The following is a 26,256-nucleotide window of genomic DNA, read 5'->3' as shown; positions in this document are numbered from 1 at the left end:
ATTCACCGCGCAGCCCGTCTCTTTGGGGGCACCTCCTTGTGATGCACAAGAAACGGTCAAGACGCGAGCCAGGAGGGTTGCTCCGGCACGACTATCGTGCCGGCGGCGCTCAGGCTTATCTTTTCTTGTGTGGCAGTGTCCACGTCTTCCAGGCGCAGAAGGGCGAGCGCACGATTGTCACAGGTGCTGCGAATCTCGCCCACCGCCTTGTCGCCCAGCGTCACCGGCGTGCCGGGGTCCGGCGGGGTGCCCTCCAGGACAACCGGGAACAGGCGCTTGCGGATCAGGGCGCGGTATCGCGTGCGCGCCGTCAGTTCCTGACCCATGTAGCAACCCTTGTCCCAGGAGATGGCGTTGAGCGCGTCGAGGTTGTTCTCCAGCGGGATGGCCTTCTCGATCTCCAGGTCCCGGCTGCCGTCGGGCACGCCCTGGCGCAGCCGCAGGGTGTCGTAGACGGTGAAGGGCGCCGGTGCGAACCCGGCGTCGGCCAGGGCGTCCAGGGCGTCGCGGGGCAGCAGGGCGCGCACCCCCAGCGCCGGCAGGCGCGGGTCGGTGAAGACGAGACCGCCGGCGAAGGGGCGCGCCGCCCCCGCCTCGGCCGGCAGACCCAGGCGCTCCGCCGCGCCATCCCCGAAGGCCACGGCGACGGCGAGGCGGTCGGTGCGATCCTCCAGGGTGATTTTGGACCGCAGCTTGTACATCTTCAGCCGGCGCAGCAGGTCGTCCCGTCGCGCCGCTTCCACGTCCAGCAGCAGGGCGTCGTCGCCGGCCGCCAGGAAGAAGTCGTGCAGGTACTTGCCCTGGGCGGTGAGGAAGAGGGTGTAGATCACCCGGTCCGGCGCCACCCGGCGGACGTCGTTGGACACCAGCCCCTGAAGGAAACCGCTCCGGTCCTCGCCGCCCACCGCCAGCACGCCGCGCTGATCCAGGATCGTGTAGCCGGCCGCCGTGCCCATCGTTCTCTCCCTCATTAGGATGACTCCGCGCCCAAAGGTGTGCGACGGCCGGCGCCGGGACAAGGGGCGTGTCGCCCTTGCCCCCCGGCGCGCACGCGCGCTGCGCGTGGGTGTTGACGGACGCCCCGCGCCCCGGCCTACTGTGCACACGCGCACCGGCACGCCGCCGGCGTCGCCGCAGCCCGCCCGCCATCCTCCGGACCCCTGCCGCCCCTTGACAGACACCGTCACGCCCCGGCTCGCGCTCCGCGGCATCACCAAGCGGTTTCCCGGCTGCCTCGCCAACGACGCGGTGGACCTGACGCTGCTGCCCGGCGAGATCCACGCCCTGCTCGGCGAGAACGGGGCGGGAAAGAGCACGCTGGTCAAGATCATCTACGGCATCCAGCACGCCGACTCCGGGTCCATGCTGTGGGAAGGTGCGCCGGTGTCGGTGGCCGACCCGGCGGCGGCGCGCCGCCTGGGCATCGGTATGGTGTTCCAGCACTTTTCGCTGTTCGACACGCTGACGGTGGCTGAGAACATCGCACTCGGCCTCGACGACGCCGGACCGATGAAGGCGCTGGAGGGCCGAATCCGCGCGGTGTCGGAGCGCTACGGCCTGGCCCTCGACCCGCAGCGCCACGTCTTCGACCTGTCGGTGGGCGAGCGGCAGCGGGTGGAGATCGTGCGCTGCCTGCTGCAGGATCCCCGCCTTCTCATCATGGACGAGCCCACCTCGGTGCTGACCCCGCAGGAGGTCGGCAAGCTGTTCGAGACGCTGCGGCGCCTTGCCGCGGAAGGGCGCACCATCCTGTACATCTCCCACAAGCTGGAGGAGATCCGCGCCCTGTGCGACGGCGCCACGGTGCTGCGCGGCGGCCGGGTCGTGGCGGCCTGCGACCCGCGCGCCCGCACCGCCCGCGAACTGGCGGAGATGATGATCGGCGAGGAGCTGACCGCGCCGGAGCGCGCGCCGCAGGTCGCCGGGGCCGACGGGACGGCGCTGCGGCTGGAGGTGCGTCACCTCTCCACCACCACCGACAATCCCTTCGCCACAAACCTGAAGGACGTGTCGTTCGCCGTGCGGCCGGGGGAGATCCTGGGCATCGCCGGCGTCGCCGGCAACGGCCAGGCGGAGCTGCTGGCCTCCCTGTCGGGGGAGCTGCCCGCCGCCGACCAGGGGGCGGTGCTGATCGACGGCCGCGCCGTCGGGCACCTGGGGCCGCGCGGGCGGCGCGACCTCGGCCTCGCTTTCGTGCCGGAGGAACGGCTGGGCCGCGGCGCGGTGCCGGAGCTGAGCCTGTCGGAGAACGCGCTGCTGTCGGGCTATGCGCGCGAGCGGCTGGTGCGCCGGGGCCTGGTCCATTTCGGCCGTGCCCGCGGCTTCGCCGAACGCATCATCGACCTGTTCGACGTGGTCGCCCACGGCCACCGGGCGGAGGCGCGGTCCCTGTCGGGCGGCAATCTCCAGAAGTTCATCATCGGCCGCGAAATCCTGCAGAAGCCGAAGCTGCTGGTCGTCGGCCAGCCCACCTGGGGCGTCGACGCCGGTGCGGCCGCGGCCATCCACCAGGCGCTGATCGACCTGGCGCGCGGCGGAACCGCGGTGCTGGTGGTCAGCCAGGACCTGGACGAACTGTTCGTGCTGAGCGACCGCATCGCCGTGCTGTTCCACGGCCGTCTGTCGGAAAGCCGGCCGACCCACAGCACCACGGTGGAGGAGATCGGCCTGCTGATGGGCGGCCTGTTCGGCACCGCCACGGACGAGGAGGAACGATGACGGAGCCGCGGGCATGAGCCTCGTGCGATTGGAGGCGCGCGGCCGCGCGTCGCCGGCCATGGTCTATCTGACGCCGCTGCTGGCGGTCGGTCTGACCCTGGCCAGCGGCTTCGTGCTGTTCGGCCTGATGGGCTTCGACCCGCTGCGCGCCCTCCATGCCTTCTTCGTGCAGCCGGTCAGCAGCGTGCGCGGGATCGGCGAGCTGGTGGTCAAGGCGACTCCCCTGGTGCTGATCGCGGTGGGGCTGGCCATCGGCTTCCGTGCCAACGTCTGGAACATCGGGGCGGAGGGGCAGCTCACGCTCGGCGCCGTCACCGGCGGCGGGGTGGCGCTGGCCTTCTACGGGGACGGCGGCTGGTGGCTGTTGCCGCTGATGATCCTGGCCGGCATCGCCGGCGGCATGCTGTGGGCGGCCATCCCGGCGCTGCTGCGCACCCGCTTCAACGCCAGCGAGATCCTGACCAGCCTGATGCTGACCTACGTGGCGGTGCTGCTGCTGCAATTCCTGGTGCACGGCGTGTACCGGGACCCGGACGGCTACTCGTTCCCCGAATCACGGCTGTTTGAGGACGACGCGCTGCTGCCGGTGATCGTGTCGGGCACGCGCATCCACCTCGGCGCCCTGTTCGCCCTGCTGGCGGTGGCGGCGGGCTGGGTGCTGATCGCCCGCACCTTCATCGGCTTCCAGATCCGCGTCATCGGTCTGACGCCCGCCGCGGCGGGCTACGCCGGCTTCAACGAGAAGCGCATCATCTGGCTGACCCTGCTGATCTCCGGCGGGCTGGCCGGGTTGGCCGGGCTGGGCGAGGTGGCGGGGCCCATCGGCCAGATCACACCCACGGTGTCGCCCGGCTACGGCTTCACGGCGATCATCGTCGCCTTCCTGGGGCGGCTGCACCCGGTGGGCATCCTGCTGGCCGCGCTGCTGATGGCCCTGTCCTTCATCGGCGGCGAGGCGGCGCAGATCGCCATGGGCCTGCCCAAGGCGATCACCGGGGTGTTCCAGGGCATGCTGCTGTTCTTCCTGCTGGCCTGCGACGTGCTGATCCGCTACCGCGTGCGCTTCGGCCGGCGGAGGGCCGCGGCATGACCGACCTGCTGATCCTCGGGCCGGTGATCGGCTCCATGATCGTCGCCGCCACGCCGCTGCTCTACGCTGCGCTGGGCGAACTGGTCGTGGAGAAATCGGGCGTCCTGAACCTGGGCGTCGAGGGGCTGATGCTGACCGGTGCCGTGTGCGGATTCGCCGCCGGCTATTCCAGCGGCAGCCTGGTCGTCGGCGTCGTCGGGGGCGCGCTGGCCGGGGCGCTGCTGGGGGCGCTGTTCGGGCTGCTCGTCCTGTTCCTGATGACCAACCAGGTGGCGACCGGGCTGGCCCTGACCCTGTTCGGGGTCGGGCTGTCGGCGCTGATCGGGCAGGGCTATGTGGGCATTCCCATGTCGAAGGCCGGGGTGATCCGCATCCCCGTGCTGTCGGACCTGCCGATCCTGGGGCCGGCCCTGTTCGCCCACGACGCGCTGGTCTATCTGGGGCTGCTGGCGGTCCCGGCGGTCGCCTGGTTCCTCTACCGCACGCGCGCCGGGCTGGTGCTGCGGGCGGTGGGCGAGAACCACGCGGCCGCCCACGCGCTCGGCTACAAGGTGCTGCGCATCAGGTTCCTGGCCATTCTTTTCGGGGGCGCAATGAGCGGTATTGCGGGCGCCTACCTGTCGCTTATGTATACGCCCATGTGGGCGGAGAACATGACCGCGGGGCGCGGCTGGATCGCGCTGGCGCTGGTGGTGTTCGCGACGTGGCGGCCGGGCCGGGTGCTGGTGGGGGCCTGGCTGTTCGGCGGCGTGACGATCATGCAGCTCCACGTCCAGGGGCTGGGGTTCGCGGTTCCGTCGCAACTCTTGTCCATGCTGCCCTATCTGGCTACCGTCGTCGTCCTGGTGGCGATCTCGCGGGATGTCACCCGCATCCGCCTGAACGCGCCGGCCAGCCTGGGCAAGATATTCCATCCGGACGCCTGACGGCGTCCGGCGGTTACACAACGGGTGTCAATCGGACCTTCGGGACCGAACAATCAGGGAGCACAACCGTGAACAGACGGACGTTCGGGAAGACCATCCTCGGCCTTACGGCGGCCGCGGTCGCGCTTTCGTTCGGCATCGGCGGCTTCGCCGGCGCCGTGGCGGCTCAGGACAAGCTGAAGGTCGGCTTCGTCTACGTGGGGCCGGTCAGCGACCACGGCTACAGCTATCAGCACGACGTCGGCCGCCGTGCGGTGGAGGAGGCGCTGGGCGACAAGGTGACCACGACCTTCGTCGAGAACGTGCCCGAGGGCGCGGACGCCGAGCGCGTCATCGACCAGCTTGCCGCCTCGGGCCACGGCCTGATCTTCACCACCTCCTTCGGCTTCATGAACCCGACGCTGAAGGTGGCCAAGCGCTACCCGAACGTGAAGTTCGAGCACGCCACCGGCTACAAGCGCGACGCCAACGTCGCCACCTATTCCGCTCGCTTCTACGAGGGCCGCACCATCGCCGGCGAGATCGCCGGCAAGATGACGAAGAGCAACGTCATCGGCTACATCGCCTCGTTCCCTATTCCCGAGGTGGTCGGCGGCATCAATGCCTTCACCATCGCCCTGCGCAAGGTGAACCCCGAGGCGCAGGTGCGCGTGGTGTGGGTGAACTCCTGGTACGATCCGCCGAAGGAGGCGGAGGCGGCCAAGGCGCTGCTCGACCAGAGCGCCGACGTGATCGTCCAGCACACCGACAGCCCGGCGCCCATCCAGGTGGCCGAGCAAGCCGGCAAATGGGCGGTCGGCCAGTCCTCCGACATGACCCGCTTCGGTCCGAAGGCGCACCTGACCGCCATCGTCGACGACTGGAACGGCTATTACATCGACCGGGTCAAGGCGGTGCTCGACGGCACCTGGCAGCCCATCGACACCTGGGGCGGCCTGAAGGACAAGATGCTGTTCATGGCCCCCTACAACCCCGCCATCCCCGGCGACGTGGTGGAGATGGTCGAGAAGACCCGCGTCGACATCATGGAGGGCCGCCGCCATTCCTTCGACGGTCCGGTCAAGGACCAGTCCGGCAAGGTCGTCATCGCCGAGGGCAAGCACGCCAGCGACGAGGAGATCCTGAAGATGGACTGGTTCGTCGAGGGCGTGGTCGGCAAGCTGCCGAAGTAATACGGGGCGTGCCGCATTGCGGCAATGCGTCGACGCACTCCTCCCCCGCCTATGGCGGGGGAGGAAAGGGCCGGACCGCAGGTTGAGAAGGCGGGGTCGAGGCCGCACAATGCTTGCGAGACCTTGCCCCACGCGCCCGCTTTGCGGGTTCCTCCCTTTCCCGTCATAGGCAAGGGAGGGCAATTTAAGCGCTGCTTCCATGAGCGGGTCACCCCGCGTCCGGCTTGCCCGGCCGGTTGAACAGGTAGGGCACGAAGCTGCGGTGGCGCTCGTCCACCGAGATCTGGCTGCCGATGGGCGGGAACGCGCGCTGCTGGCAGTCGGTGCGTTCGCAGATGCGGCAGTTGACGCCGATGGGTTCGGCGGCGTCCTCGTCGGAGATGTCGATGCCGGCGGAATAGACCAGTTCGTGGGCATGGCTCGCCTCGCAGCCGAGACCGACGGCGAAGCGGCGCGAGGGGAGGCGATAGGCGCCGGCCCGCTTGGTCACCGTGCGGGCGATGCCGATGTAGGTGGTGCGGTCGGGCATGCGGGCGAACTGCACCAGGATCTTGCCCGGCTGGGCGAAGGCTTCGTGCACGTTCCACAAGGGGCAGGCGCCGCCGAAACGGGCGAAGTGGAAGCGGGTGGCGGAGTGGCGCTTGGTGATGTTGCCCGCCATGTCCACGCGCACGAAGTAGAAGGGCACGCCGCGCGCCCCCGGCCGTTGCAGGGTGGACAGCCGGTGGCACACCTGTTCGAAGCTGGCGCCGAAGCGGCTTTGCAACTGCTCCACGTCGTGGCGCAGGGCCCGCGCCTCGTGCAGGAACGGCCGGTAGGGCATGACCAGCGCCCCGGCGAAGTAGTTGGCCAGCCCCACCCGGCAGATCGACTTGGCGTCTTCGCTGGAGAAGCTGGCCCTGGCGACGATGTCCTCGATGATCTCGCCGTGCCCCAGCAGCGCGATCTGGTGGGCGAGCTGGAAGGCCCGGCTCGGCCCGTTCAGCAGCGCGGACAGGCGCAGCGTCCCCGTCGTCTCGTCGTAACGGCGCATGGCGGTGTCGTCCGGCCCGCCGTCGGCCACCACCTTGACCCGCACGTCGTGGCGGCGCTTGAGGTAGGCGGCGAGGTCGGCCGCCAGTTCGCCGGAGCGCAGCCCCTCGGTCTCCCACAGCCGTTCCGCCGCCTCGTCCAGCGGACCCACGTAGTTGTTGCAGTAATGGAAGTAGTCCCGCACCTCCTCGTAGGGGAACTGCGCCCCGGTGAGGTCGCCGCCGGGATCGGGGTGGGCCAGGCTATCGGCCAGGGACTGCACCCGCTCGTGCAGCTTCTGGTACGCCTGGTGCAACACGAGCACGCGGCGCGCCAGCTCCGGTGAGGCGTTGACCACGCCGCGCAGTTCCGACCTGCCGAGCGGCGCACCCCCCAGCAGCGGATCGGCCAGGGACTCGCGCAGGTCGGACACGAGGCGGGCCTCCTCGTCCTCGATGAAGTTGGTCAGCTCCACCTCGAAGGTGTTGGTCACCTTCAGCAGCACCGCCAGCGTCAGGGGCCGCTGGTTGTTCTCCAACTGATTGAGGTAGCTGGGCGACAGCCCCAGCGTCGCGGCCAGCGCCGCCTGAGTCAGGCCGCGCTGCTCGCGCAGGCGGCGCAGCTTGTACCCGAGATAGAGCTTCTTCTGCATCGTCCCCTTCGCAACCGTTGCAAACCATATTCCGCGTTTGCGAAGGAATTTGCAACTTCGCACTTTTTTGCCGGGACCAGCGTTGCCCCATTGCGAATCTTGTGAATAATTCGCGCGTTCCGGGGGGAATCGCCGTGTGCGTCCGCGTCACCCCGCGACAAGACGGGGGCGCGGATGCTCCTGCGGCAGGTCTTCAATCTTGGGAATCCGCTGATGCAAGAGATTCTGGCGAAGTTGGACGCGATGCGCTCCGCCGCCCGCCTGGGCGGCGGCGAGAAGCGCATCGCCGCGCAGCATGGCAAGGGCAAGCTGACGGCGCGCGAGCGCATCGAGCTGTTCCTCGACGAAGGGTCCTTCGAAGAGTGGGACATGTTCGTCGAGCACCGCTGCATCGACTTCGGCATGGAGACCCAGAAGGTGCCCGGCGACGGCGTCGTCACCGGTTACGGCACCGTCAACGGCCGCCTCGTTTTCGTCTTCAGCCAGGACTTCACGGTGTTCGGCGGCTCCCTGTCCGAGGCGCACGCCGAGAAGATCTGCAAGATGATGGACCAGGCCATGAAGGTCGGGGCCCCCGTCATCGGCCTGAACGACAGCGGCGGTGCGCGCATCCAGGAGGGCGTGGCGTCGCTGGGCGGCTACGCCGAGGTGTTCCAGCGCAACGTCATGGCGTCGGGCGTCGTCCCGCAGATCTCGCTGATCATGGGGCCGTGCGCCGGCGGTGCGGTGTACTCGCCGGCCATGACCGACTTCATCTTCATGGTGAAGGACAGCTCCTACATGTTCGTGACCGGCCCGGACGTGGTGAAGACCGTCACCCACGAGGTCGTCACCGCCGAGGAACTGGGCGGTGCGGTCACCCACACGGGCAAGTCCGGCGTCGCCGACCTGGCGTTCGAGAACGACGTGGAGGCGCTGCTGCAACTGCGCCGCTTCGTGGATTTCCTGCCGGCGTCCAACAAGGAGCAGCCGCCGGAGCTGCCCTGCACCGACCCGCTCGACCGTGACGACGCCTCGCTCGACACGCTGGTGCCGGAGAACCCGAACAAGCCCTACGACATGAAGGAGCTGCTGCTGAAGGTGGTCGACGAGGGCGACTTCTTCGAATTGCAGCCCGACTATGCGAAGAACATCATCATCGGCTTCGGCCGCATGAACGGCTCCACCGTCGGCTTCGTCGCCAACCAGCCGATGGTGCTGGCGGGCTGCCTGGACATCGACAGCTCGCGCAAGGCGGCGCGCTTCGTGCGCTTCTGCGACGCCTTCAACATTCCCATCGTCACCTTCGTCGACGTCCCCGGCTTCATGCCCGGCACGACGCAGGAGTACGGCGGTATCATCAAGCACGGCGCCAAGCTGCTGTTCGCCTACGCCGAGGCGACGGTGCCCAAGGTCACGGTCATCACCCGCAAGGCCTATGGCGGCGCCTACGACGTGATGGCGTCCAAGCACCTGCGCGGCGACGTCAACTTCGCGTGGCCGTCGGCCGAGATCGCGGTCATGGGCCCGAAGGGCGCGGTGGAGATCATCTTCCGCTCCGACATCGGCGACCCGGGCAAGATCGAGGCGCGCACCGAGGAGTACCGGCAGAAGTTCGCCAATCCCTTCGTCGCGGCGTCGCGCGGCTACATCGACGACGTCATCATGCCGCACGGCACCCGGCGGCGCATCTGCAAGGCGCTGGCCATGCTGAAGAACAAGGCTCTTCAGAACCCGTGGCGCAAGCACGACAACATCCCGCTGTGAGGTCGGCGACCATGTTCTCCAAGATTCTCATCGCCAACCGCGGCGAGATCGCCTGCCGCGTCATCCGCACCTGCCGCCGCATGGGCATCAGGACGGTGGCGGTTTATTCCGACGCCGACAAGAACGCCCTGCACGTGGAAATGGCCGACGAGGCCGTCCACATCGGCCCGCCGCCCTCGGCGCAGAGCTATTTGCAGATCGCGCGCATCGTCGAGGCGTGCCGCCGCACCGGCGCGCAGGCGGTGCACCCCGGCTATGGCTTCCTGTCCGAGAAGCAGGAGTTCCAGAAGGCGCTGGCCGAGGCGGGGGTGACCTTCATCGGCCCCGACGCCCACGCCATCCACGCCATGGGCGACAAGATCGAGTCGAAGAAGCTGGCCAAGCAGGCCGGCGTGTCGACCGTGCCCGGCTATCTCGGCGTCATCGCCGATCCCGACGAGGCGGCCGCCATCGCCCGTGACATCGGCTACCCCGTGATGATCAAGGCGTCGGCGGGCGGCGGCGGCAAGGGCATGCGCATCGCCTGGAACGACGAGGAGGCCCGCGAGGGCTTCGTCTCGGCGCAGAACGAGGCGCGCTCCAGCTTCGCCGACGACCGGGTGTTCGTCGAGAAGTACGTCCAGCAGCCGCGCCACATCGAGATCCAGGTGCTGGCCGACGGCAAGGGCAACGCCATCTACCTGGGCGAGCGCGAGTGCTCGATCCAGCGCCGCCACCAGAAGGTGATCGAGGAGGCGCCCTCGCCCTTCCTGGACCCCTCCACCCGCAAGGCCATGGGCGAGCAGGCGGTGGCGCTGGCCAAGGCGGTGGACTACAAGTCGGCCGGGACGGTGGAATTCATCGTCGACGCCCAGCGCAACTTCTACTTCCTGGAGATGAACACCCGCCTGCAGGTGGAGCATCCCGTGACCGAGCTGGTCACCGGTCTCGACCTGGTGGAGCAGATGATCCGCATCGCCGCCGGCGAGCCGCTGACCATCCGCCAGGAGGACGTGCGCCTGAATGGCTGGGCCATCGAGGCCCGCGTCTACGCCGAGGACCCGTTCCGCAACTTCCTGCCGTCCACCGGCCGCCTCACCCATTACGTCCCGCCGACCGACGACCCGCACGTGCGCGTCGACACCGGCGTGTTCGAGGGCGGCGAGATCTCCATGTTCTACGACCCCATGATCGCCAAGCTGTGCACCTGGGGGTCGACCCGCGACAGCGCCATCCTGCGCATGCGCGAGGCGCTGGACCAGTATTACATCCGCGGCGTCAGCCACAACATCCCCTTCCTGGCGGCGCTGATGGCGCACCAGCGCTTCGTCGAGGGCCGGCTGACCACCAATTTCATCGCCGAGGAGTATCCGGACGGCTTCCACGCCGGCGACCTGCCGCCCGAGGATCCCGCCTATCTGGTCGCCATCGCCGCGGTGATCCACCGCTGCCTGTACGACCGCAACATCGCCATCAGCGGCCGGATGCCGGGTGCGACGGCGCGGGTGCGGTCCGACTGGGTGGTGGTGCTGGACGGCACGCAGCACCCCGTGCATGTGGAGCCCACCTCCGACAGCCCGCGGCGCATCGGCTATCTGGTCAGCGTCGACGGCCGGCAGCACACGGTGTGGAGCGACTGGTGCATCGGCCAGCCGCTGTTCCGCGGCACCATCAACGGCCACCACGTGTGCGTCCAGATCGACCGCGAGGGCATCGGCTACAAGCTGATCCACAACGGCTCGCAGGCCCTGATCAAGGTGCTGACGCCGCGCGCGGCGCAGTTCGACGCGCTGATGCCGGTCAAGGCGCCGCCGGACATGTCGAAGTACCTGCTGTCGCCGATGCCCGGCCTGCTGGTCTCGCTGGCCGTGGCCGAGGGCCAGGAGATCAAGGCGGGCGAAGTGCTGGCCGTGGTCGAGGCCATGAAGATGGAGAACGTGCTGCGCGCCGCCCGCGACGGCATCGTGGCCAAGATCCACGCCACCCCGGGCGCCAGCCTGGCGGTGGACCAGAAGATCGTCGAGTTCGCGTGAGCGGCGCCAGCAAGGGATACTGAACCATGGGTTGTGATGCTTCGATGACCGGCGGCCGCCCGGTGTCGCTGCTTGACACCGTCCTGCCGCAGGGCGGGGTGGCCAGGGCGGTGGCGGCGGCCGTCCTGGGCAGCCTGCTGCTGGCCGCCTCGGCCAAGGTGCAGGTGCCGTTCTGGCCGGTGCCGATGACCATGCAGTCCATGGTCGTGCTGGTGCTGGGCATGGCCTACGGCAGCCGCCTCGCCGCGGCGACCGTGCTGCTCTACCTGGCCCAGGGGCTGGCCGGCCTGCCGGTGTTCGCCGGTGCCGGCGCCGGTCCCGCCTACATGGCGGGCCCGACCGGCGGCTATCTCGTCGGCTTCGTGCTGGGGGCCTACGCCACCGGCCTGCTGGCCGAGCGGGGCTGGGACCGTTCGCCCCTGACGGCGCTGGCCGCCATGGCGGCGGGGCATGCGCTGCTGTTCGTGCCGGGCGTGGCCTGGCTGGCCGTGCTGTTCGGGACGGAAAAGGCGGTCGCCGTCGGCCTCGCCCCGTTCTGGGCGGCGTCCCTGCTGAAGACGGTGCTGGGTGCCGCGCTGATGCAGGCGGCGTGGTCACTGGCGAAGCGCCGCGGGGCCGAGTAACATCATCACGGCTGGGGGCATCTCCGGCTCCATCCGGTGTCGAGTGAGGGTTTCATGACCGACTTTCCGAAGAAAACCATGGCCGACTGGGATGCGCTGGCCGCGAAGGACATCGGCGCCGGCGGCTCGCTCGGGGACCTGACCTGGAAGACCCCGGAAGGACTGGCCGTAAAGCCGCTCTACACCGCCGCCGACCTGGAAGGGCTGGAGACCGACACGCTGCCGGGCTTCCCGCCCTACACCCGCGGTCCCCGCGCGACCATGTACGCCCACCGGCCCTGGACGATCCGCCAGTACGCCGGTTTCTCCACCGCCGAGGAGTCCAACGCCTTCTACCGCGCCAACCTGAAGGCCGGGCAGATGGGCCTGTCGGTGGCCTTCGACCTGGCCACCCACCGCGGCTATGACAGCGACCACCCCCGCGTCGTCGGCGACGTGGGCAAGGCGGGCGTGGCCATCGATTCCGTCGAGGACATGAAGATCCTCTTCGACGGCATCCCGCTCGACAAGATGTCGGTGTCGATGACCATGAACGGCGCCGTCCTGCCCATTCTGGCCGGCTACATCGTCGCCGCGGAGGAGCAGGGTGTCAGCCAGGACAAGCTGAGCGGCACCATCCAGAACGACATCCTCAAGGAGTTCATGGTCCGCAACACCTACATCTATCCGCCCGAACCTTCGATGCGGATCATTGCGGACATCATCGAGTACACGGCACTGAACATGCCGAAGTTCAACTCGATCTCCATCTCCGGCTACCACATGCAGGAGGCCGGCGCCACGGCGGTGCAGGAACTGGCATTCACCATCGCCGACGGGTTGGAGTACGTGCGCGCCGCCATGTCCAAGGGCCTGCCGGTGGACAAGTTCGCGCCGCGCCTGTCCTTCTTCTTCTCCATCGGCATGAACTTCTTCATGGAGATCGCCAAGCTGCGCGCCGCGCGCCTGCTGTGGGCGAAGCTGATGAAGGAGAAGTTCGATCCGAAGGACGCCCGCTCGCTGGCCCTGCGCACCCATTGCCAGACCTCGGGCGTCTCGCTGACCGAGCAGGACCCCTACAACAACGTCATCCGCACCACCGTCGAGGCGATGGCCGCGGTGCTGGGCGGCACCCAGTCGCTGCACACCAACGCCTTCGACGAGGCGCTGGGCCTGCCCACCAAGTTCTCCGCCCGCATCGCCCGCAACACCCAGCTCATCATCGCCGAGGAAACGGGCATCCCGCACGTGGTCGATCCCCTGGGCGGCTCCTACTACGTCGAGCACCTGACCCACAGCCTGGCGCAGGCGGCGCTGGAGCTGATCGAACGGGTGGAGGAGATGGGCGGCATGACCAAGGCCGTCGACAGCGGCATGCCCAAGCTGCTGATCGAGGAGGCGGCCGCCCGCCGTCAGGCCCGCGTCGACCGCGGCGAGGAGGTGATCGTCGGCGTCAACAAGTACCGCCCGGAGAACCCGGAGATGGTCGACGTGCTGGACATCGACAACACCGCCGTCCGGGAGTCGCAGATCGCCCGTCTCAACACGGTCCGGGGCACCCGCGACGAGACGGCCTGCCGCGCCGCCCTGGAGGCGCTGACCCGGGCCGCGGCCGACCGGTCGGGCAACCTGCTGGCCCTGTCCATCGCGGCGACGCGCGCCCGCGCCACGGTGGGCGAGATCTCCGAGGCGCTGGAGAAGGTGTTCACCCGCCACGTGGCGCAGATCCGCTCGGTCTCCGGCGTCTACGGCGCGGCGTATGAGGGGGACGAGGGCTTCCGGGCGATCCAGAAGGACATCGAGACCTTCGCCGAGGAGGAGGGCCGGCGGCCCCGCATCCTGGTGGTCAAGATGGGCCAGGATGGCCACGACCGCGGCGCCAAGGTGATTGCGACCTCCTTCGCCGACATCGGCTTCGACGTGGACATCGGGCCGCTGTTCCAGACCCCGGAAGAGGCGGCCCGCCAGGCCATCGAGAACGACGTGCACGTCGTCGGCGTGTCCAGCCAGGCGGCCGGCCACAAGACGCTGGTGCCCCAACTGGTCGAGGAGCTGCGGCGCCAGGGGGCGGGCGACATCCTGGTGGTGTGCGGCGGCGTGATCCCGCCCCAGGACTACGACTTCCTGTACAAGGCGGGCGCGGCCGCCATCTACGGCCCCGGCACCAACATCCCCAAGGCCGCCGCGGACGTGCTGGCCATGCTGCGCAAGCAGAAGGCGGCGGCGTAAGGGAGAGGTGCCCGACCTGCGCGAAACCGACCTGTACCTCCCCGTCAAGGCGTTCCTGGAAGCCCTGGGCTACGCCGTGAAGGGGGAGGTGCAGGGCTGCGACATCGTCGGCGTCCGCGGCGACGAGCCGCCGGTGATCGTCGAGCTGAAGACCCGCTTCACCCTGGCCCTCGTCCTTCAGGGCATCGACCGCCTGGCGCTCAGCGACGCGGTCTACGTCGCCGTGCCCAAGCCGGGCCGGCGCGCCGGCCCCCATTCGCCGGAGAGTGCCGAGGTGCGCCGCCTGTGCCGCCGTCTCGGCCTAGGCCTGTTGACCGTGGATGCCGCGCGTACGGGGGAGCGGGCGGTGGAGGTGGTGGTCGATCCCGTGCCGTACGCGCCGCGCAAGGACCGCAAGCGGACGGCCCGTCTGCTAAGCGAGCACGCGCGGCGCATCGGCGACCCCAACCGCGGCGGCTCGACCCGTGTACCCATCGTCACCGCCTACCGCCAGGACGCCCTGCGCTGCGCCCGCCTGCTGCGGGACGGCCCGGCGCCGGTGCGCGCCCTGCGCACCGCCGGCGCGCCGGCCGATGTGGCGGCGATCCTGCAGCGCAACGTCTACGGCTGGTTCGAGCGCGTGGCGCGCGGCACGTACACCCTGACGGAGGCGGGCGTGCGCGGGCTGGAGACGTACGGGGACGCGGCTGAGTAGGGGGCGGGCCCCCTAAAGATACCCGAACTGCCGCAGCAGCGGTTCCTGGTGGCGCAGGACGATGGCGGTGGCCCGGTCGTCCAGCGGCGGCGGCTCGGGCAGGGCGGGCACCGGCAGAGGAACGGTGTCGTCCACGCCGAGAAAGCGCAGCACCGCCGCCAGGTGCGGCGCCGGGTCGGCGGTCAGGTCCTCGATGCGGACCTCGTGGTAGCGGTCGGGGCGGCTGGCGCCGAAAACGACCGACTTCTGCACGGCGGTGGTCCAGTCGCGGGCAACCGTCTCGACCAGGCCGTACCAGCTTTCCGAATCGGGCCGGACCGCGTCCACCGCGGCCAGCGCCGCCGCCACCGCGGTGCGGCCGTCGCGCACCACGTGCAGCACCCCGGCGGTGGGGAACAGGGCCTCCAGCACGTCGAGGCGCAGCGCGTAGGCGGGCGTCGCCTCGCCGACCCGGCGGGTGCCCGGCGGCACCTCCAGCCGGGCGAGGGCGAGGCCCATGGCGGTGCGCAGGAGGTGGCGGAAGTCGCCGGTGGTGAAGCCGCCATAGGCGCCGGCGCCGCCGTAAAGGGCGGCGTTGTTGGCTTCCAGCTTGGCGTTGTAGGCGCCCAGCAGATCCTTCAGCGGGGTGCCGATCCAGTCGGTGAAATGTCCTTCGCCGGCGCAGCGGATCTCCGGATGGGCGTCGAGGGCGAGCTGCACCGCCGTGGTGCCGGCGTGGGGCGCGCCGGCGATGAAGAACAGGTCGCGCTCCAGCGCCGCCGCCACCCGCTCGTGAACCGCCTGGAAGCTCTCGGACATGATCATCCCGTCAGGTGCTGAGGAAGCGCCGTTCCGTACCTTCCAGCACCAGACAGGTCAAGCGGTTGGAGGCGTAGGCGCCGGTGTCGATGCCGATGCGGTTGTGCCGCACCTCCGGGGCCTCGCGGATGGTGTGGCCGTGCACCACCACCGCGCCCAGATCCTCGTCGCTGTCCAGGAAGTCCTTGCGGATCCACAGGAAGTCCCGCTCCCCCTGGTCGGCCAGAGGAACGCCGGGGCGGATGCCCGCGTGAACGAAGAGGTAGTCGCCGATCGCGACGTAAGGTCGCAGGTCGGCCAGGAAGCGCCGGTGCGTGTCGGGCAGGCGGGCGCTCAACTGCCGCTGGATCACCCCCAGCACCTCCCGGGGGGCGGTGGCCGGCGGCGGCGGCACGCCGTAGCTGGCCAGCGTCTCGCGCCCGCCGAACTTCAGCCAGCCCGGCCCGACGGACACGTCATCGAGGAACTGGATCAGCGCCTGTTCGTGGTTGCCCTTCAGGTGGACGGCACCGAAGCCGGGCGGCGGGCCGGCCGCCAGGCGGTCGATCACGCCCGCCGATTCCGGTCCGCGGTCCACGTAATCGCCGAGGAAGACCAGATACTTGACCAGTTCGGGCGCGGATGCGGCATCATCCGCCACGGTGGCCAGCAGACGGTCCAGCAGGTCGAGCCGACCGTGCACGTCGCCCACGGCGTAGACCCGCAGGCCGCGCGGAACGGCGGCCGCGGCACCGCCGGCCACACTGTCCTTCGTCCATCCCCGGCGTCCCAGACCGAACAGCACCCGCTCCCTCCGTGTCATCCGATCGTCATCCGCGAGGATTTGGGGAGCCGGCGCTGCGGTTGCGAGATGCCGTCAGCGCGCGGACGCGCGCGGGGCCGATGCGGTGCCGTTGTGCAACGCCTTGTCCAACGCCGCCGCCGCCCCCGCCAGGTCGACGGCGACGCGGCGCTGCAGCAGGGCCGGCCAGTGATAGAACTCGGTGGTGCCTGCGGGGGTGGCCGAATATTCCAGGTGCAGGGTGCGGCCCGCCGCGATGCGCGGCATCAGCCGCTCCATGGGGCCGCAGGAGACGCCCAGCCGCCACGGCTCCTTGATGGCGGCGAAGCGGTCCATCATCACGTCCGCCGGCGCGGCGGCGCCGAAGGCCCCGCTGCCGGCGCGGGCCAGGAACAGGCGGAACTCCGGCGGGAGTTCCGCCGGGGCGTCGCCTCCGTCGAGAGCCGCCGCCAGCGTCTCCAGCTCCGCCCCGGTGTAGAAGTGCTGAGGGTCGTCATCGTCCACCGCCAGGGACACCGGGCGGTCCACCGCGATGGTGCCGTCGAACACCACGTGCAGCGTGGTGCAGTCCCCGTCGCTGACCAGCCGCAGCGACAGAGCGCCGTCGCCGCGGGGGCCGGAGGCGGTCAGGGTGGTGCCTACGCTGCACCGGCGCGCCCCGCCGTCGCCGGTGCACTGCGGGTTCCAGGGTGCGAGCGTTCCGGTGTCCGCCGCTGCCGGTCCCGCCAGTCCGGCGGCCACCGCCAGCCCCGCCAGCCAACCCACCGGGCCTTTGCACGCCATGCCGTCATCCCCCGCTCGCACCTCCCGGCGGTTCGGTGCCGGGCGGGGCCAGCCTGCCTGCGGCAGGCTTTACGGGGCGTTAACGGCGGTGGCGGACGGGGGCGCGTGCGTGCCCCCGTTGCCGTCTCAGTGCGTGGCGTGACCCGTGTGGCCGGCGCTCGCAACGCCGCCGCCCGAGGCGGGCAGGGCGACGCGGACGATCTGCATCATGCCCTGGTCCTCGTGGTCCAGGATGTGGCAGTGCAGGACGAAGTCGCCGATGTAGCGCTCGTAGCGGGTTCGCATGATCACCTTGTAGTCCTGCTTCACGAACACCGTGTCGCGCCAGGTGCCCCAGAGGTCCAGGTACTGCGGGTCGCCGTTCTCCATGGCCAGGCGCCGGTCGCGCGGGATGCGCGGGTCGGTGACGTCCTCACCCTTCGGGTTGAGGATGCTGACGATCTCGAACGGGTTAACGTGGATGTGGAAGGGGTGGGAGATCACGGCGTTGCTGGTGGGCGGCGAAGAGAACTGATTGGCGGCCGACAGCGTCCATTCGTCGGCGGTGCCCAGGATCACCGTGCGCACGTTGTCCATGCTGAAGGGCTTACCGTCGACCATGAACTCGGTCTTGCCGTTGGGGTCGCCGATGGAGAAGGTCATGGTCTGGCTCCGGCCGTTCACCTCGGCATCGGACACCGGCTTGTGCGGGGCGAAGCGGGTGGTCTTCATCCCGTCGTCCAGGTCCCGCAGAACATCGGCGCGCACCTCCTTGGGCAGCCGCTTGGCGGCGGCCTTGAGCGCGTTGAGGACCACCGTGCCGGTGTCGCCCTTGATCGGCTTGCCGGTCACCCGCACCAGGGCCAGCAGGCGGTCGGACTTGGCCTGATTGTTGACGACGCTGTCCGCGTTGGCGCCGCGGTCGACGACGCAATAGAGGCCGGGTTCCGGGAACACCATCAGGAAGTCGCTGCGGTAGCCCGGCTGCATCACGTTGGTCTTCAGCCCGATGATGCGGCTGTGGGTCTGGCCGTCGGAGGCCACCTCCCACTGCACCAGGGCCGGATCGGCCGGGGTGTTGATCGCGGCCGCGGGGTCGGCGCAGTTCTCCTGCATCCACAGGGTCTGGGCCGGGCCCATGCCGGGGCTGATCGGCGCGGCGCCGGCCCTGGCCTTGACGACGGCGAGGTTGACCGTGTCGCGCACGCCGGCGTGCACCATGCGCCAGCGCTCGATCCGGCCGGCCCGCACATCGGCGAATACGGGCTGGACCTCGCCGTTCAGCGTGGTGAAGCGGTTGGATTCCTGCCACGACGTCGGGCCGAACTGGTCGTATCCCTCGATGGTGCCGACGTCGCCGGGGTCGCAGATCCAGGCGATCGTCTTGCCGTCGACCACCTTCTTCTTGATGTTGCCCTCGGCGTCGCGGCAGGCGTACTGGATCTGCTGGATCAGCAGGACGCGCTCGGGGAACGCTTCGCCGCGGCCGTACTTCAGGATGGTGTCGATGTCGCCGGGCGTCGACGCCGTCGGCGGCCGGTTGCCCTCCACGATCAGCGCGCCGCCCATGCCGCCCGCCACCTGGAGCGCGGTGGAGCCGTGGACGTGCGGGTGGTACCAATAGATGCCGGCGGGGTGATCGGCCGGGATGTTGTACTCGTGCTGGAAGGACACCCCGGGCTCGACGGTCAGCAGCACGTTGTCGCTGTTGCCGGTCGGCGACACCCACAGGCCGTGGGCGTGCAGGTTGGTGTTGTTGAAGCAGTGCGGCGTGTTGATGTTGCCGTCGGGGACCACGCAGGTCTCCGCCTTCAGGCGGTTGTTCAGGTTGATGCGCACGGTCTCGCCCGGCTGCACGCGGATGGTCGGGGCCACCAGCTTGCCGTTGTACGTGCGCAGGCTGACCTTGTCGTAGGAATTGGTGGAGGGGTTGAAGATCCGCGTCGTCTCCGGATTGGACAGGACGACGTTGAGATCCAGCAGCGCCTCGCCGCCCGGCACCATGCGGACCACCGCCTCGCCTTCGGCGTTGGTGGTCATGCGGGGGCGCGTCGGCCGCTCGATCGGGATCTCCGACGGGTTGGCGAGCAGGCGCTCGGCCGTGTCGGCCAGGGCGGCGGTCGGCGCGGCCAGCGCCAGGGCGAGCAGCGCGGCGGGCGCCAGGGCCCGGCCGGGCCGCGTCGGCCGGAGATGCGGCGGTGAAGCCATGGGGATGTCCTCTCGGTCAGCCAGAATCCGTTTGGGCAGGAACGGGACGGCCGGGCGCGGCCGTCCCGGTGCGGGGGTCAGCGCGGTGGCCCGTCGGCCACCGTCACGCGGTGCGGGCCGGTGCGGTCGTGCACCGTCACCTCCGCCACCGGGCTGCGGTGCTCGAACCGGCGTTCGACGGTGAACGGCGTCAGGACGGCGGCGCCGGCCGGGGCGTAGGTGCGGAACAGCAGCATGAACCCAAGGCCCGGCCCGCCATGGTCGGCCTCCAGCGTCGCCCGCATGCCCCGGCGCGGCAGGGTGCCGGTGGCGCGCACGGTGACGGTGTCACCGACCTGCCAGGCTGAGTAGGTGCCATCGCCCAGCGCCTTGTGCGCCCGTTCCTCGCGGGCGGCGTGCCAGTGCTCGGCGGCGCGCCCCTCGGGGTGGCCTTCCTCCTGCCAGATTTCGTAGGCGCGGCCGCGCAGCAGATCGTCCTCGGACGGTGCCGCCGGCGGCGCTTCGAAGGCGCGCGCCGCGGCCAGCAGTTCGGCCGGCGGGGGCGGCACCCGCTCCTCCGGCGGTTCCGGGGCCAGGAAATAGGCGCTGGCGTTGTCCTCCTTGAAGCGGACGCCGGCGATCCAATAGTAGACCTTGTAGCGCACCACCGACCGGGTGGACGGCACCGGCGCACGGCCGTGCCACGTATCGCTGCCCTCGCCGCCGGCGGCACGCGTCAGTTCGATCACCTCCTTCAGCCGCTCGCGGGCGTTCACCACGCGGTAGTTCACCTGCACCCGGTCCACCCCGGGGGCGGTGGTGACATCCACCAGGAACACGCCGGCGCCGTTCGGCCCCTTGGCCGGCACGACCGAGCCCGTGACCTGCGCAAGGTCGCGGGAGGGGAAGCGGAACAGGTACGTCCGGCCGTCGTCGTCGTCGACGCAGGCATTGCCGTCGGCGGTCACGGCGGAAAACCACAGGCTGACCTGCACGGCGTCGGCGGGAATGTCGATCTCGGCGCACAGCACCGCCGCGCGCGTTGTGGTCTCGTCGATGTAGACGTCGAAATGCCCGGCGGGCGACGTCATGGGGACGGTCCGGACGGCGCCGTCGGGGTGGAAGCGGGCGTGCACTTCCAATTGAGACAGCCAGCGGCCCGGCAGCTCCGCCTCGCCGGCGGAGGCGATGCGGCGGGGATCGTAGTGGATGTGCAGGGAACGCCCGGGAACCAGATCGCCGGTCAACAGTTCGTGCCCGTCCGACGTGAAGGTGATGCGGGCGGGCTTGTCCAGGTAATGGCGCGCATTCATCGGTGTCTTCCTTGCAACGGAACGGGGGCGTCGGGATGCGGCGCCGCGGCGCGGGGCATCGCGGCTCAGACCGTCACGACGACGGTCGCGTCGGCGTCGGTGTCCGGAAGCTTGACGTAGACCGTGCCGGTCGCGCCATCCGTGACGTAGCCGGCCACCGACGAACGTTCGAGGGAATCCAGGCTGCCCGCATCCGGCACGGCCTCTCCCTGCACCTCCACCCGCGCCGGACGGATGCTGCCGGGCAGGGCCACCAGCACATAGGGCTCCGGCGGGGAGTAGCCGTCATGAAGGCGCTGAAGGCGCACGGTCCGGCTGGCATCCACCGTCTGCTGCGTGACGCGGGTCGTCCGGTAGAGGCCGGCGGTTTCCGCCCCGGTGGTGATCCCGTCGTCCTGATAGAGCCGGTACTCCCGGTCCGGGCCGGGGTAGCAGGTCAGCACCAGCGGGTTCTGCGCCCGTTCGCCCACATACTGCTCCACATGGCGGCGCAGCGGCAGGATGCCGCCGGCCCGCACGTACAGCGGCACCGTGTCGAGCCCGGCGACCACGTCCCGCAGCGTGGTTCCGCCCGCGATGGGCGCGTCCAGGGGGGCGTCGTCGCGGAACGCGTACCAGTCGCTGCCGGCCGGCAGGTAGATGTCGCGGCGCGGCACCTGCGGCGGCGACAGGGAGTCGAACTGTCCCAGCACCGGGGCCACCAGCAGGTCGCGGCCGACGAAGAACTGGTCGTCGAGGCGGCTGTAGACGCCGGGATCGCCGGGGTCGTTGAGGAACAGCGCCCGCGCGATGGGCATGCCGGTCTGCGTCCACTCGTACATGGCGTCGTAGAACAACTGCAGCAGGCGGTAGCGCAGTTCCACCACCTTGCGGCAGTTGGCGGGCACCGGCTCGCCATAGGCGTAGGGTTCCTGGAACGCCTTGGTGTAGCCGTTGTAGTGGTTGCGGAACCACGGCAGGAAGGCGCCCACCTGCATCCAGCGGGTCAGCAGCTCGTAATTGGTGACGCCGCCCTGCACCGCGCCGCCGACCTGCGACGGATAGACCACGTCACCCACCGACCCGCTGCCGTTGGCGAAGCCGCCGATGTCGCAGCCGGAGATCGGCACGCCGGACAGGCCGATGTTCAGCACCTCCGGGATGTTGATGCGCAGGAAATCCCAGCTCGACGCCGAATCGCCGGTCCACAGGGCGGCGTAGCGCTGCATGCCCGCATAGCCGCCGCGGGCGATGATGAAGTTGCGCCGGTCCGGCCGCAGCCGCTTCAGCCCCTCCCACGTCCCCTCCAGCAGGTATTGGGCGTAGGCGTTGTGCATGTAGCCGTGGGGCACGTAGGCCGCGCCGTCGTTCATCATCAGGTTCAGCGGGAAGGTCAGGATGTTGCCGGCTACCGCACGGTCCTGGGCCGGGTCCATCATGTCCTGCCAGATCATGTCCATGCCCAGGTCCCGGACCAGGTGCTCGTACTGGTCGCCCCACAGGCGGCGGACGTCGGCGCGCCCGTAGTCGCAGTAGTTGCCGGTGGCGTTCAGCGGCACCGCCCCGTCCTGGTTGGGGGTGAGCGGCGGATAGGCGTTGTGCGGCTCATACTGATAGGGATTGCTGCGGTTGCACATGCCGTAGCTGATGCGGCCCTGGAACAGGCCGGGGTTGGGTCCCTGGCCGGCATAGGTCGCGTAGATCAGGCCGCCCGCCGACAGCAGCGCGTCGCGCTGGGAGTAGGTCGCGTACGCACCGTTCTCGTCGAGCCTGTTGTCGGTCAGCAACGGCGTGACGTTGGTGGAGCACTTGAAGCCGTTGGCCCGCAGCCCGTCCAGCATGCCGCGGGCGTCGGGGAACTTCTTCTCCGAATGGGTGAAGGTGCGGTAGTTGTCCTGGAAATCGACGTCGATGTGCAGTCCGTCGCAGGGGATGCGGGCCTGACGGAAGGCGTCGGCCACGGACTCCAGCGTCGCGCGGTCGAAATAGCCGTAGCAGCCCTGGTGATAGCCGAAGACGTACTTCGGCGGCATCGGCCCGCGGCCGGTCAGCGCGGTGTACTGCTCCAGCACGTCGGGCGCCCCGTCGCCCAGGAAGAAGTAGTAGTTCATCGTCCCGAACAGCGCCCCGTAATAATACAGGCCCGTCATGTCCGAGTAGTCGTTGGTGGCGATGTTGAAGTAGGACTGGGATATATTGTCGAAGAAAATGCCGCAGGCGAACGGCGCGCCGGCGTAGTCACCCGACGGTTGCGGGTTCATCTCGATCAGCAGAGGGATCGAGGCGTACAGCGCTTCCGAAGGGTTGAGCGGTCCTGGCTCATTATCGGGCGGCAGCGGCGCTTGCGTGTAGGAAAAATTGTCGAAGTTGAACTGCGTCATCGTGAAGTGGTTCTTCAGGACCTGCGCCCCGGCCTTCTCCCCGAACCCGCAGTATAGGGCGCCCGGCGGCATGGTCTTGAAGTTGGCGATGACCTGCTGGCCCGGAATGTAGACAAGATTGAACCCGTCCGGATCGGCCGAGACGAGCTGGCCGCCGCGGTAGACGCGCAGGCGGTAGGGACGGAGGTCGACCTGCACCACCATGGCCCCGGTGTCGATCACCAGCGCCGTGGCGGATTCCTCCACCACCGACAGGGACACCGGGCCGAGGGACGCGGCAACCACTGCCGGCGAGACGTCCGGCGCCTGCGCAGTTGGCCGGGTCGGGTCGAAGCGGACCCGGAAGCAGGTGGCCGACAGGAACGACAGTTCGACGGTCAGCCCGGCGGAACCGTCCAGGGCCAGCGTGAAGCGGTCCCCCGACCGCTGCACGGACCCGATGGTGCCGACCGGAACCCAGTTGATGCGGGTGTTGGGCGTGAACTCACGCACATTTACGAATGGAATGTACACGGCCCCTTGTCTCCCCTGATGGTGGCGCGCGCATACCGGTCCGTTCCGTGAAGAGATCGATGATCCCACGGCCCCCGGTACCGGATGGCCAATGGCCCCGGTAGCAATGTCCCAGCTCGAAATACCAATGTAGTCAGTCCAGGAACTACAATTATCACTCCTGAGAACCGACTTGACGCCCTTCTTTACTTACCACGACCCGAGAGGATATACCACCTCTCAATCGCGTCCATGCGCGCTCATGCCGCGAAACGTGTTCGCGGCATGAGTTATTCTCGGAAATGGATGGAGGCGGGGCGGCTCCGGGCTCAGCGCGTGCGGATGCGCCCCTCGGGAGCCGGGGCGACGGTGCCGGCGGACGCGACGTGGTCCATCACGGTGGTGGCCAGCAGGACGGCGTCCTTGCGGTCCACCAGGATGCCGCCCGCCGCGATCATGGTGTAGCCGTCGCCGCCCTTCAGCATGAAGTCGTTGGTGGCAACCCGGTAGACGGCCGCCGGGTCGAGCGGCCGGTCGCCCACCGTCACGTCGGCCACGCGGCGGCCGGCCGGTGCCTTCGGATCATAGGTGAATCGCAGGCCGGACACCTGGGGGAAGCGGCCGGCCATCTCCCCGACGCGGGACACGCCGTGCTCCAGCGCCGCCAGCAGGTCGGCACCGCTCAGCGCCACCAGCACGCCGACGTTGCCGAAGGGCAGCTCGGCCAGGATGTCGCGGCGCGTCAGTTCGCTGCCGGCGGCGTAGGTGCGGTCGCCGCGGATGCCGCCGCCGTTGATCAGCGCCGCGTCGGCCTTCAGCGCCTCGCGCAGGGCATCGGCGATGAGGTTGCCGATGGCCGCCTCGCCGGCGCGCACGGCGGTGCGGCGGCTGTCCAGGTCGGTGGCGGTGCGGCCGATCACGCCGGCCAGTTCTGCGTCCAGGCGGTCGGTGTGGGTGCGGACCCGGGCGGCAATCTCCGGATCGGGGACGACGCCGGCGGTGGACAGCATGCGCCAGCCCGCCGGCACGGTGGTGGTGACCGGCCCCTTGTCGGTGGTCCGGGTGCGCACCTCCAGGTCGATGGCGCCGAGGAAATGGGCGTCGGACCCGGACTTGTGGATCAGCGTGCCGCCTTCATAGAGGGTGAGCGGCTCGTGGTCGTGACCGCCCAGGATCAGGGCGATGCCGGGGACGGCGCGGGCCAGAGCCCGGTCCTCGGCGATGCTCTGGTGGGTGAGGGCGACCACCACGTGGGCGCCGGCGGCGCGCAGGGCCGCCACCGCGTCGCGCGCGGTTTCCACCGGGTCGGCGAAGCGCACCGCCGGACCGGGGCTGGACAGGTCAGCGGTGTCCGGCGTCGTCACCCCGAAGACGCCGACGGTGACGGAGCCCACGGTGCGCGTCCAGGTGACCGGTGCACCGCCGAAGGGCCGCCCGTCCGCCCCCGTCACGTTGGTGGCCAGCCAGGGGAAGGCGGACTCGCCGTAGCGGGCGCGGGCGACCTCGGGACCGAAGTCGAACTCGTGATTGCCGATCACCGCCACATCGGTGCCCATAGCCCCCAGCAGATCCACCATGTGGGCGCCGCGGGTGATGCCCGACAGCAGGGACGGCGACAGGAAGTCGCCGCCCAGCGTGGTGATGGCATCGGGGTTGCGCGCCCGCTCGGCCCGCAGCAGGGTCATCAGCGGTGCGAAGCCGCCGTGGCCCTGCACGGGCGTGACCTCCTGGAGGTCGTTGATGTGCAGGAAGGTGAGGGTGCCGTCCTGGGCTCGCACCGTCCCGGCGGCGAGGGCAAGGGCGGCGCAGAGGGCGACGGCGAGGGCGCGGAGCGGGCGGACCATGCGGACGATCTCCGGGGGATGGGCAACGCCGCGGGAGTGTAGCGCAAGGGGCCGGACGGCGCATGCGTGGTGCACGGGGTTGACCTTGGCGGCCACCGGCCTTCATCTGTGCATCTCCGCAGCCCCCGGCCGGTTGGAGAGCGATGCGTATCCTCGTCGTGCAGAACCATCACACCTCCCCCCTCGGCGTTCTCGGCGACGCACTGGCCGAGCGCGGGGCCGAGCCGGTCCTGCTGCACGCCGACGGCGGCGAACCGCTGCCGGCCGATCCCGGCGGCTACGCCGGCCTGGTCGTGCTGGGCGGCCCGCAGGACGCCTGGGACGACCGGCGGGCCCCGTGGTTCCCGCCGCTTCTCGACCTGATCCGCGCCTTCGCGGCGCAGGACCGTCCGGTGCTGGGCGTCTGCCTGGGAGCCCAGCTTGCCGCCCGCGCCCGCGGGGCCCGGGTGTACCGCCATGACGAACCGGAGATCGGCTTCCACCCCGTGCGCCTGACCGCGGCGGCCCGCGATGACGCCCTGCTCGGCGGGCTGGGCGATGGGGCGGTGGTGATGCAGTGGCATTACGACACCTTCGACCTGCCCGGCGGCGCGGTCCTGCTGGCCGAGGGTGGCGGGCTCCACCAGGGCTTCCGCATGGAGCGCGGCGTGTACGGCTTCCAGTTCCACCTGGAGGCGACCGAGGCGGTGATCCGCGACTGGGTCGACCGCTATGGCGAGGAGCACCGGGAGGACGACACCCGCCATGTCGCCGGCATCGCCGATCAGATTCCCCGCCACCTGCCGGCTCAGCAGGCCTTCGCCCGCACCGTCGGCACCCGCTGGGCCGATCTGGCCCGGGCCGCAGCGTCTTCCGGCGGCGGGTGAT

19 protein-coding genes are annotated in these 26,256 nt (G+C 69.9%); 10 read left to right on the top strand and 9 right to left on the bottom strand.

The features are described from left to right. Nucleotides 1-56: 56 nt before the first annotated feature. Entirely contained in the window at nt 57-956 is a 900-nt protein-coding gene (gene ygfZ / locus G472_RS0113910; protein ID WP_029008899.1) for a CAF17-like 4Fe-4S cluster assembly/insertion protein YgfZ, read from the bottom strand. A gap of 214 nt (nt 957-1,170) precedes the next feature. Here ygfZ and G472_RS0113905 point away from each other — a divergent pair, with 214 nt between their 5' ends. From G472_RS0113905 to G472_RS0113890, 4 genes are all read left to right on the top strand, one after another. Next, nucleotides 1,171-2,718 (top strand): ABC transporter ATP-binding protein, encoded by a 1,548-nt coding sequence (locus G472_RS0113905; protein WP_029008898.1) that lies wholly within the window; start codon nt 1,171-1,173, stop codon nt 2,716-2,718. A gap of 13 nt (nt 2,719-2,731) precedes the next feature. Next, nucleotides 2,732-3,808, top strand: a complete 1,077-nt coding sequence (locus tag G472_RS0113900; RefSeq protein WP_029008897.1) for an ABC transporter permease — start codon at nt 2,732-2,734, stop codon at nt 3,806-3,808. Continuing rightward, nucleotides 3,805-4,734 (top strand): ABC transporter permease, encoded by a 930-nt coding sequence (locus tag G472_RS0113895; protein WP_029008896.1) that lies wholly within the window; start codon nt 3,805-3,807, stop codon nt 4,732-4,734. Before G472_RS0113900 ends, G472_RS0113895 begins: the two co-directional genes overlap by 4 nt. A gap of 68 nt (nt 4,735-4,802) precedes the next feature. Continuing rightward, nucleotides 4,803-5,906 carry a BMP family ABC transporter substrate-binding protein gene (locus G472_RS0113890; protein ID WP_211100192.1) on the top strand — a complete coding sequence of 368 codons (1,104 nt, stop codon included), beginning with the start codon at nt 4,803-4,805 and terminating at the stop codon, nt 5,904-5,906. A 208-nt stretch (nt 5,907-6,114) separates the two neighbouring features. Here the strand turns inward: G472_RS0113890 and G472_RS0113885 are convergent, their stop codons facing one another. Next, nucleotides 6,115-7,569 carry a helix-turn-helix domain-containing protein gene (locus G472_RS0113885; RefSeq protein ID WP_029008894.1) on the bottom strand — a complete coding sequence of 485 codons (1,455 nt, stop codon included), beginning with the start codon at nt 7,567-7,569 and terminating at the stop codon, nt 6,115-6,117. Between the two features lie 213 nt (nt 7,570-7,782). On the opposite strand from G472_RS0113885, the gene G472_RS0113880 reads away from it, so the two are divergent. The 5 genes from G472_RS0113880 to G472_RS0113860 are packed head-to-tail and all read left to right on the top strand — an operon-like array spanning nt 7,783 to nt 14,852. Then, the gene (locus G472_RS0113880; protein WP_029008893.1) at nt 7,783-9,315 is read left to right on the top strand and encodes an acyl-CoA carboxylase subunit beta; all 1,533 of its coding nucleotides are present in this window, start codon (nt 7,783-7,785) and stop codon (nt 9,313-9,315) included. Between the two features lie 11 nt (nt 9,316-9,326). Then, on the top strand, nt 9,327-11,327 hold the full coding sequence (accC, locus tag G472_RS0113875) for an acetyl-CoA carboxylase biotin carboxylase subunit (protein ID WP_029008892.1): 2,001 nt from the start codon (nt 9,327-9,329) through the stop codon (nt 11,325-11,327). A 26-nt stretch (nt 11,328-11,353) separates the two neighbouring features. Next, nucleotides 11,354-11,950 (top strand): biotin transporter BioY, encoded by a 597-nt coding sequence (locus G472_RS0113870; RefSeq protein ID WP_211100191.1) that lies wholly within the window; start codon nt 11,354-11,356, stop codon nt 11,948-11,950. A 54-nt stretch (nt 11,951-12,004) separates the two neighbouring features. Further along, nucleotides 12,005-14,158 (top strand): methylmalonyl-CoA mutase, encoded by a 2,154-nt coding sequence (gene scpA, locus G472_RS0113865; protein ID WP_029008890.1) that lies wholly within the window; start codon nt 12,005-12,007, stop codon nt 14,156-14,158. 7 nt (nt 14,159-14,165) lie between these two features. Beyond that, entirely contained in the window at nt 14,166-14,852 is a 687-nt protein-coding gene (locus G472_RS0113860; RefSeq protein WP_211100190.1) for a DUF2161 domain-containing phosphodiesterase, read from the top strand. Nucleotides 14,853-14,864: 12 nt separating this feature from the next. Here G472_RS0113860 and G472_RS0113855 read toward each other — a convergent pair whose 3' ends face one another. From G472_RS0113855 to G472_RS0113825, 7 genes are all read right to left on the bottom strand, one after another. Beyond that, nucleotides 14,865-15,650 (bottom strand): sulfotransferase family protein, encoded by a 786-nt coding sequence (locus tag G472_RS0113855; protein WP_169732813.1) that lies wholly within the window; start codon nt 15,648-15,650, stop codon nt 14,865-14,867. A gap of 10 nt (nt 15,651-15,660) precedes the next feature. Beyond that, nucleotides 15,661-16,452 carry a metallophosphoesterase family protein gene (locus G472_RS0113850; RefSeq protein WP_084536636.1) on the bottom strand — a complete coding sequence of 264 codons (792 nt, stop codon included), beginning with the start codon at nt 16,450-16,452 and terminating at the stop codon, nt 15,661-15,663. Between the two features lie 54 nt (nt 16,453-16,506). Next, nucleotides 16,507-17,214: a hypothetical protein gene (locus G472_RS0113845; RefSeq protein WP_029008886.1), complete on the bottom strand. Its 708-nt coding sequence runs from the start codon at nt 17,212-17,214 to the stop codon at nt 16,507-16,509. A 126-nt stretch (nt 17,215-17,340) separates the two neighbouring features. Further along, entirely contained in the window at nt 17,341-19,401 is a 2,061-nt protein-coding gene (locus G472_RS33100; protein WP_051340797.1) for a multicopper oxidase family protein, read from the bottom strand. 77 nt (nt 19,402-19,478) lie between these two features. Then, nucleotides 19,479-20,693, bottom strand: a complete 1,215-nt coding sequence (locus tag G472_RS33095) for a DUF6209 family protein (protein ID WP_035692382.1) — start codon at nt 20,691-20,693, stop codon at nt 19,479-19,481. Nucleotides 20,694-20,758: 65 nt separating this feature from the next. Then, nucleotides 20,759-23,566 carry a TIM-barrel domain-containing protein gene (locus G472_RS0113830; RefSeq protein ID WP_029008885.1) on the bottom strand — a complete coding sequence of 936 codons (2,808 nt, stop codon included), beginning with the start codon at nt 23,564-23,566 and terminating at the stop codon, nt 20,759-20,761. A gap of 308 nt (nt 23,567-23,874) precedes the next feature. Continuing rightward, nucleotides 23,875-25,389, bottom strand: a complete 1,515-nt coding sequence (locus G472_RS0113825; protein ID WP_029008884.1) for a bifunctional metallophosphatase/5'-nucleotidase — start codon at nt 25,387-25,389, stop codon at nt 23,875-23,877. Between the two features lie 143 nt (nt 25,390-25,532). Between G472_RS0113825 and G472_RS0113820 the strand changes: the two genes are divergently transcribed. Beyond that, nucleotides 25,533-26,255, top strand: coding sequence for a type 1 glutamine amidotransferase (locus G472_RS0113820; protein ID WP_029008883.1), 723 nt, complete (start codon nt 25,533-25,535; stop codon nt 26,253-26,255). Nucleotide 26,256 lies beyond the last annotated feature (1 nt).

The organism is Azospirillum halopraeferens DSM 3675, assembly GCF_000429625.1.
Taxonomy (GTDB): Bacteria; Pseudomonadota; Alphaproteobacteria; order Azospirillales; family Azospirillaceae; genus Azospirillum; species Azospirillum halopraeferens.
This window is presented reverse-complemented; position numbering and strand designations above follow the sequence as displayed.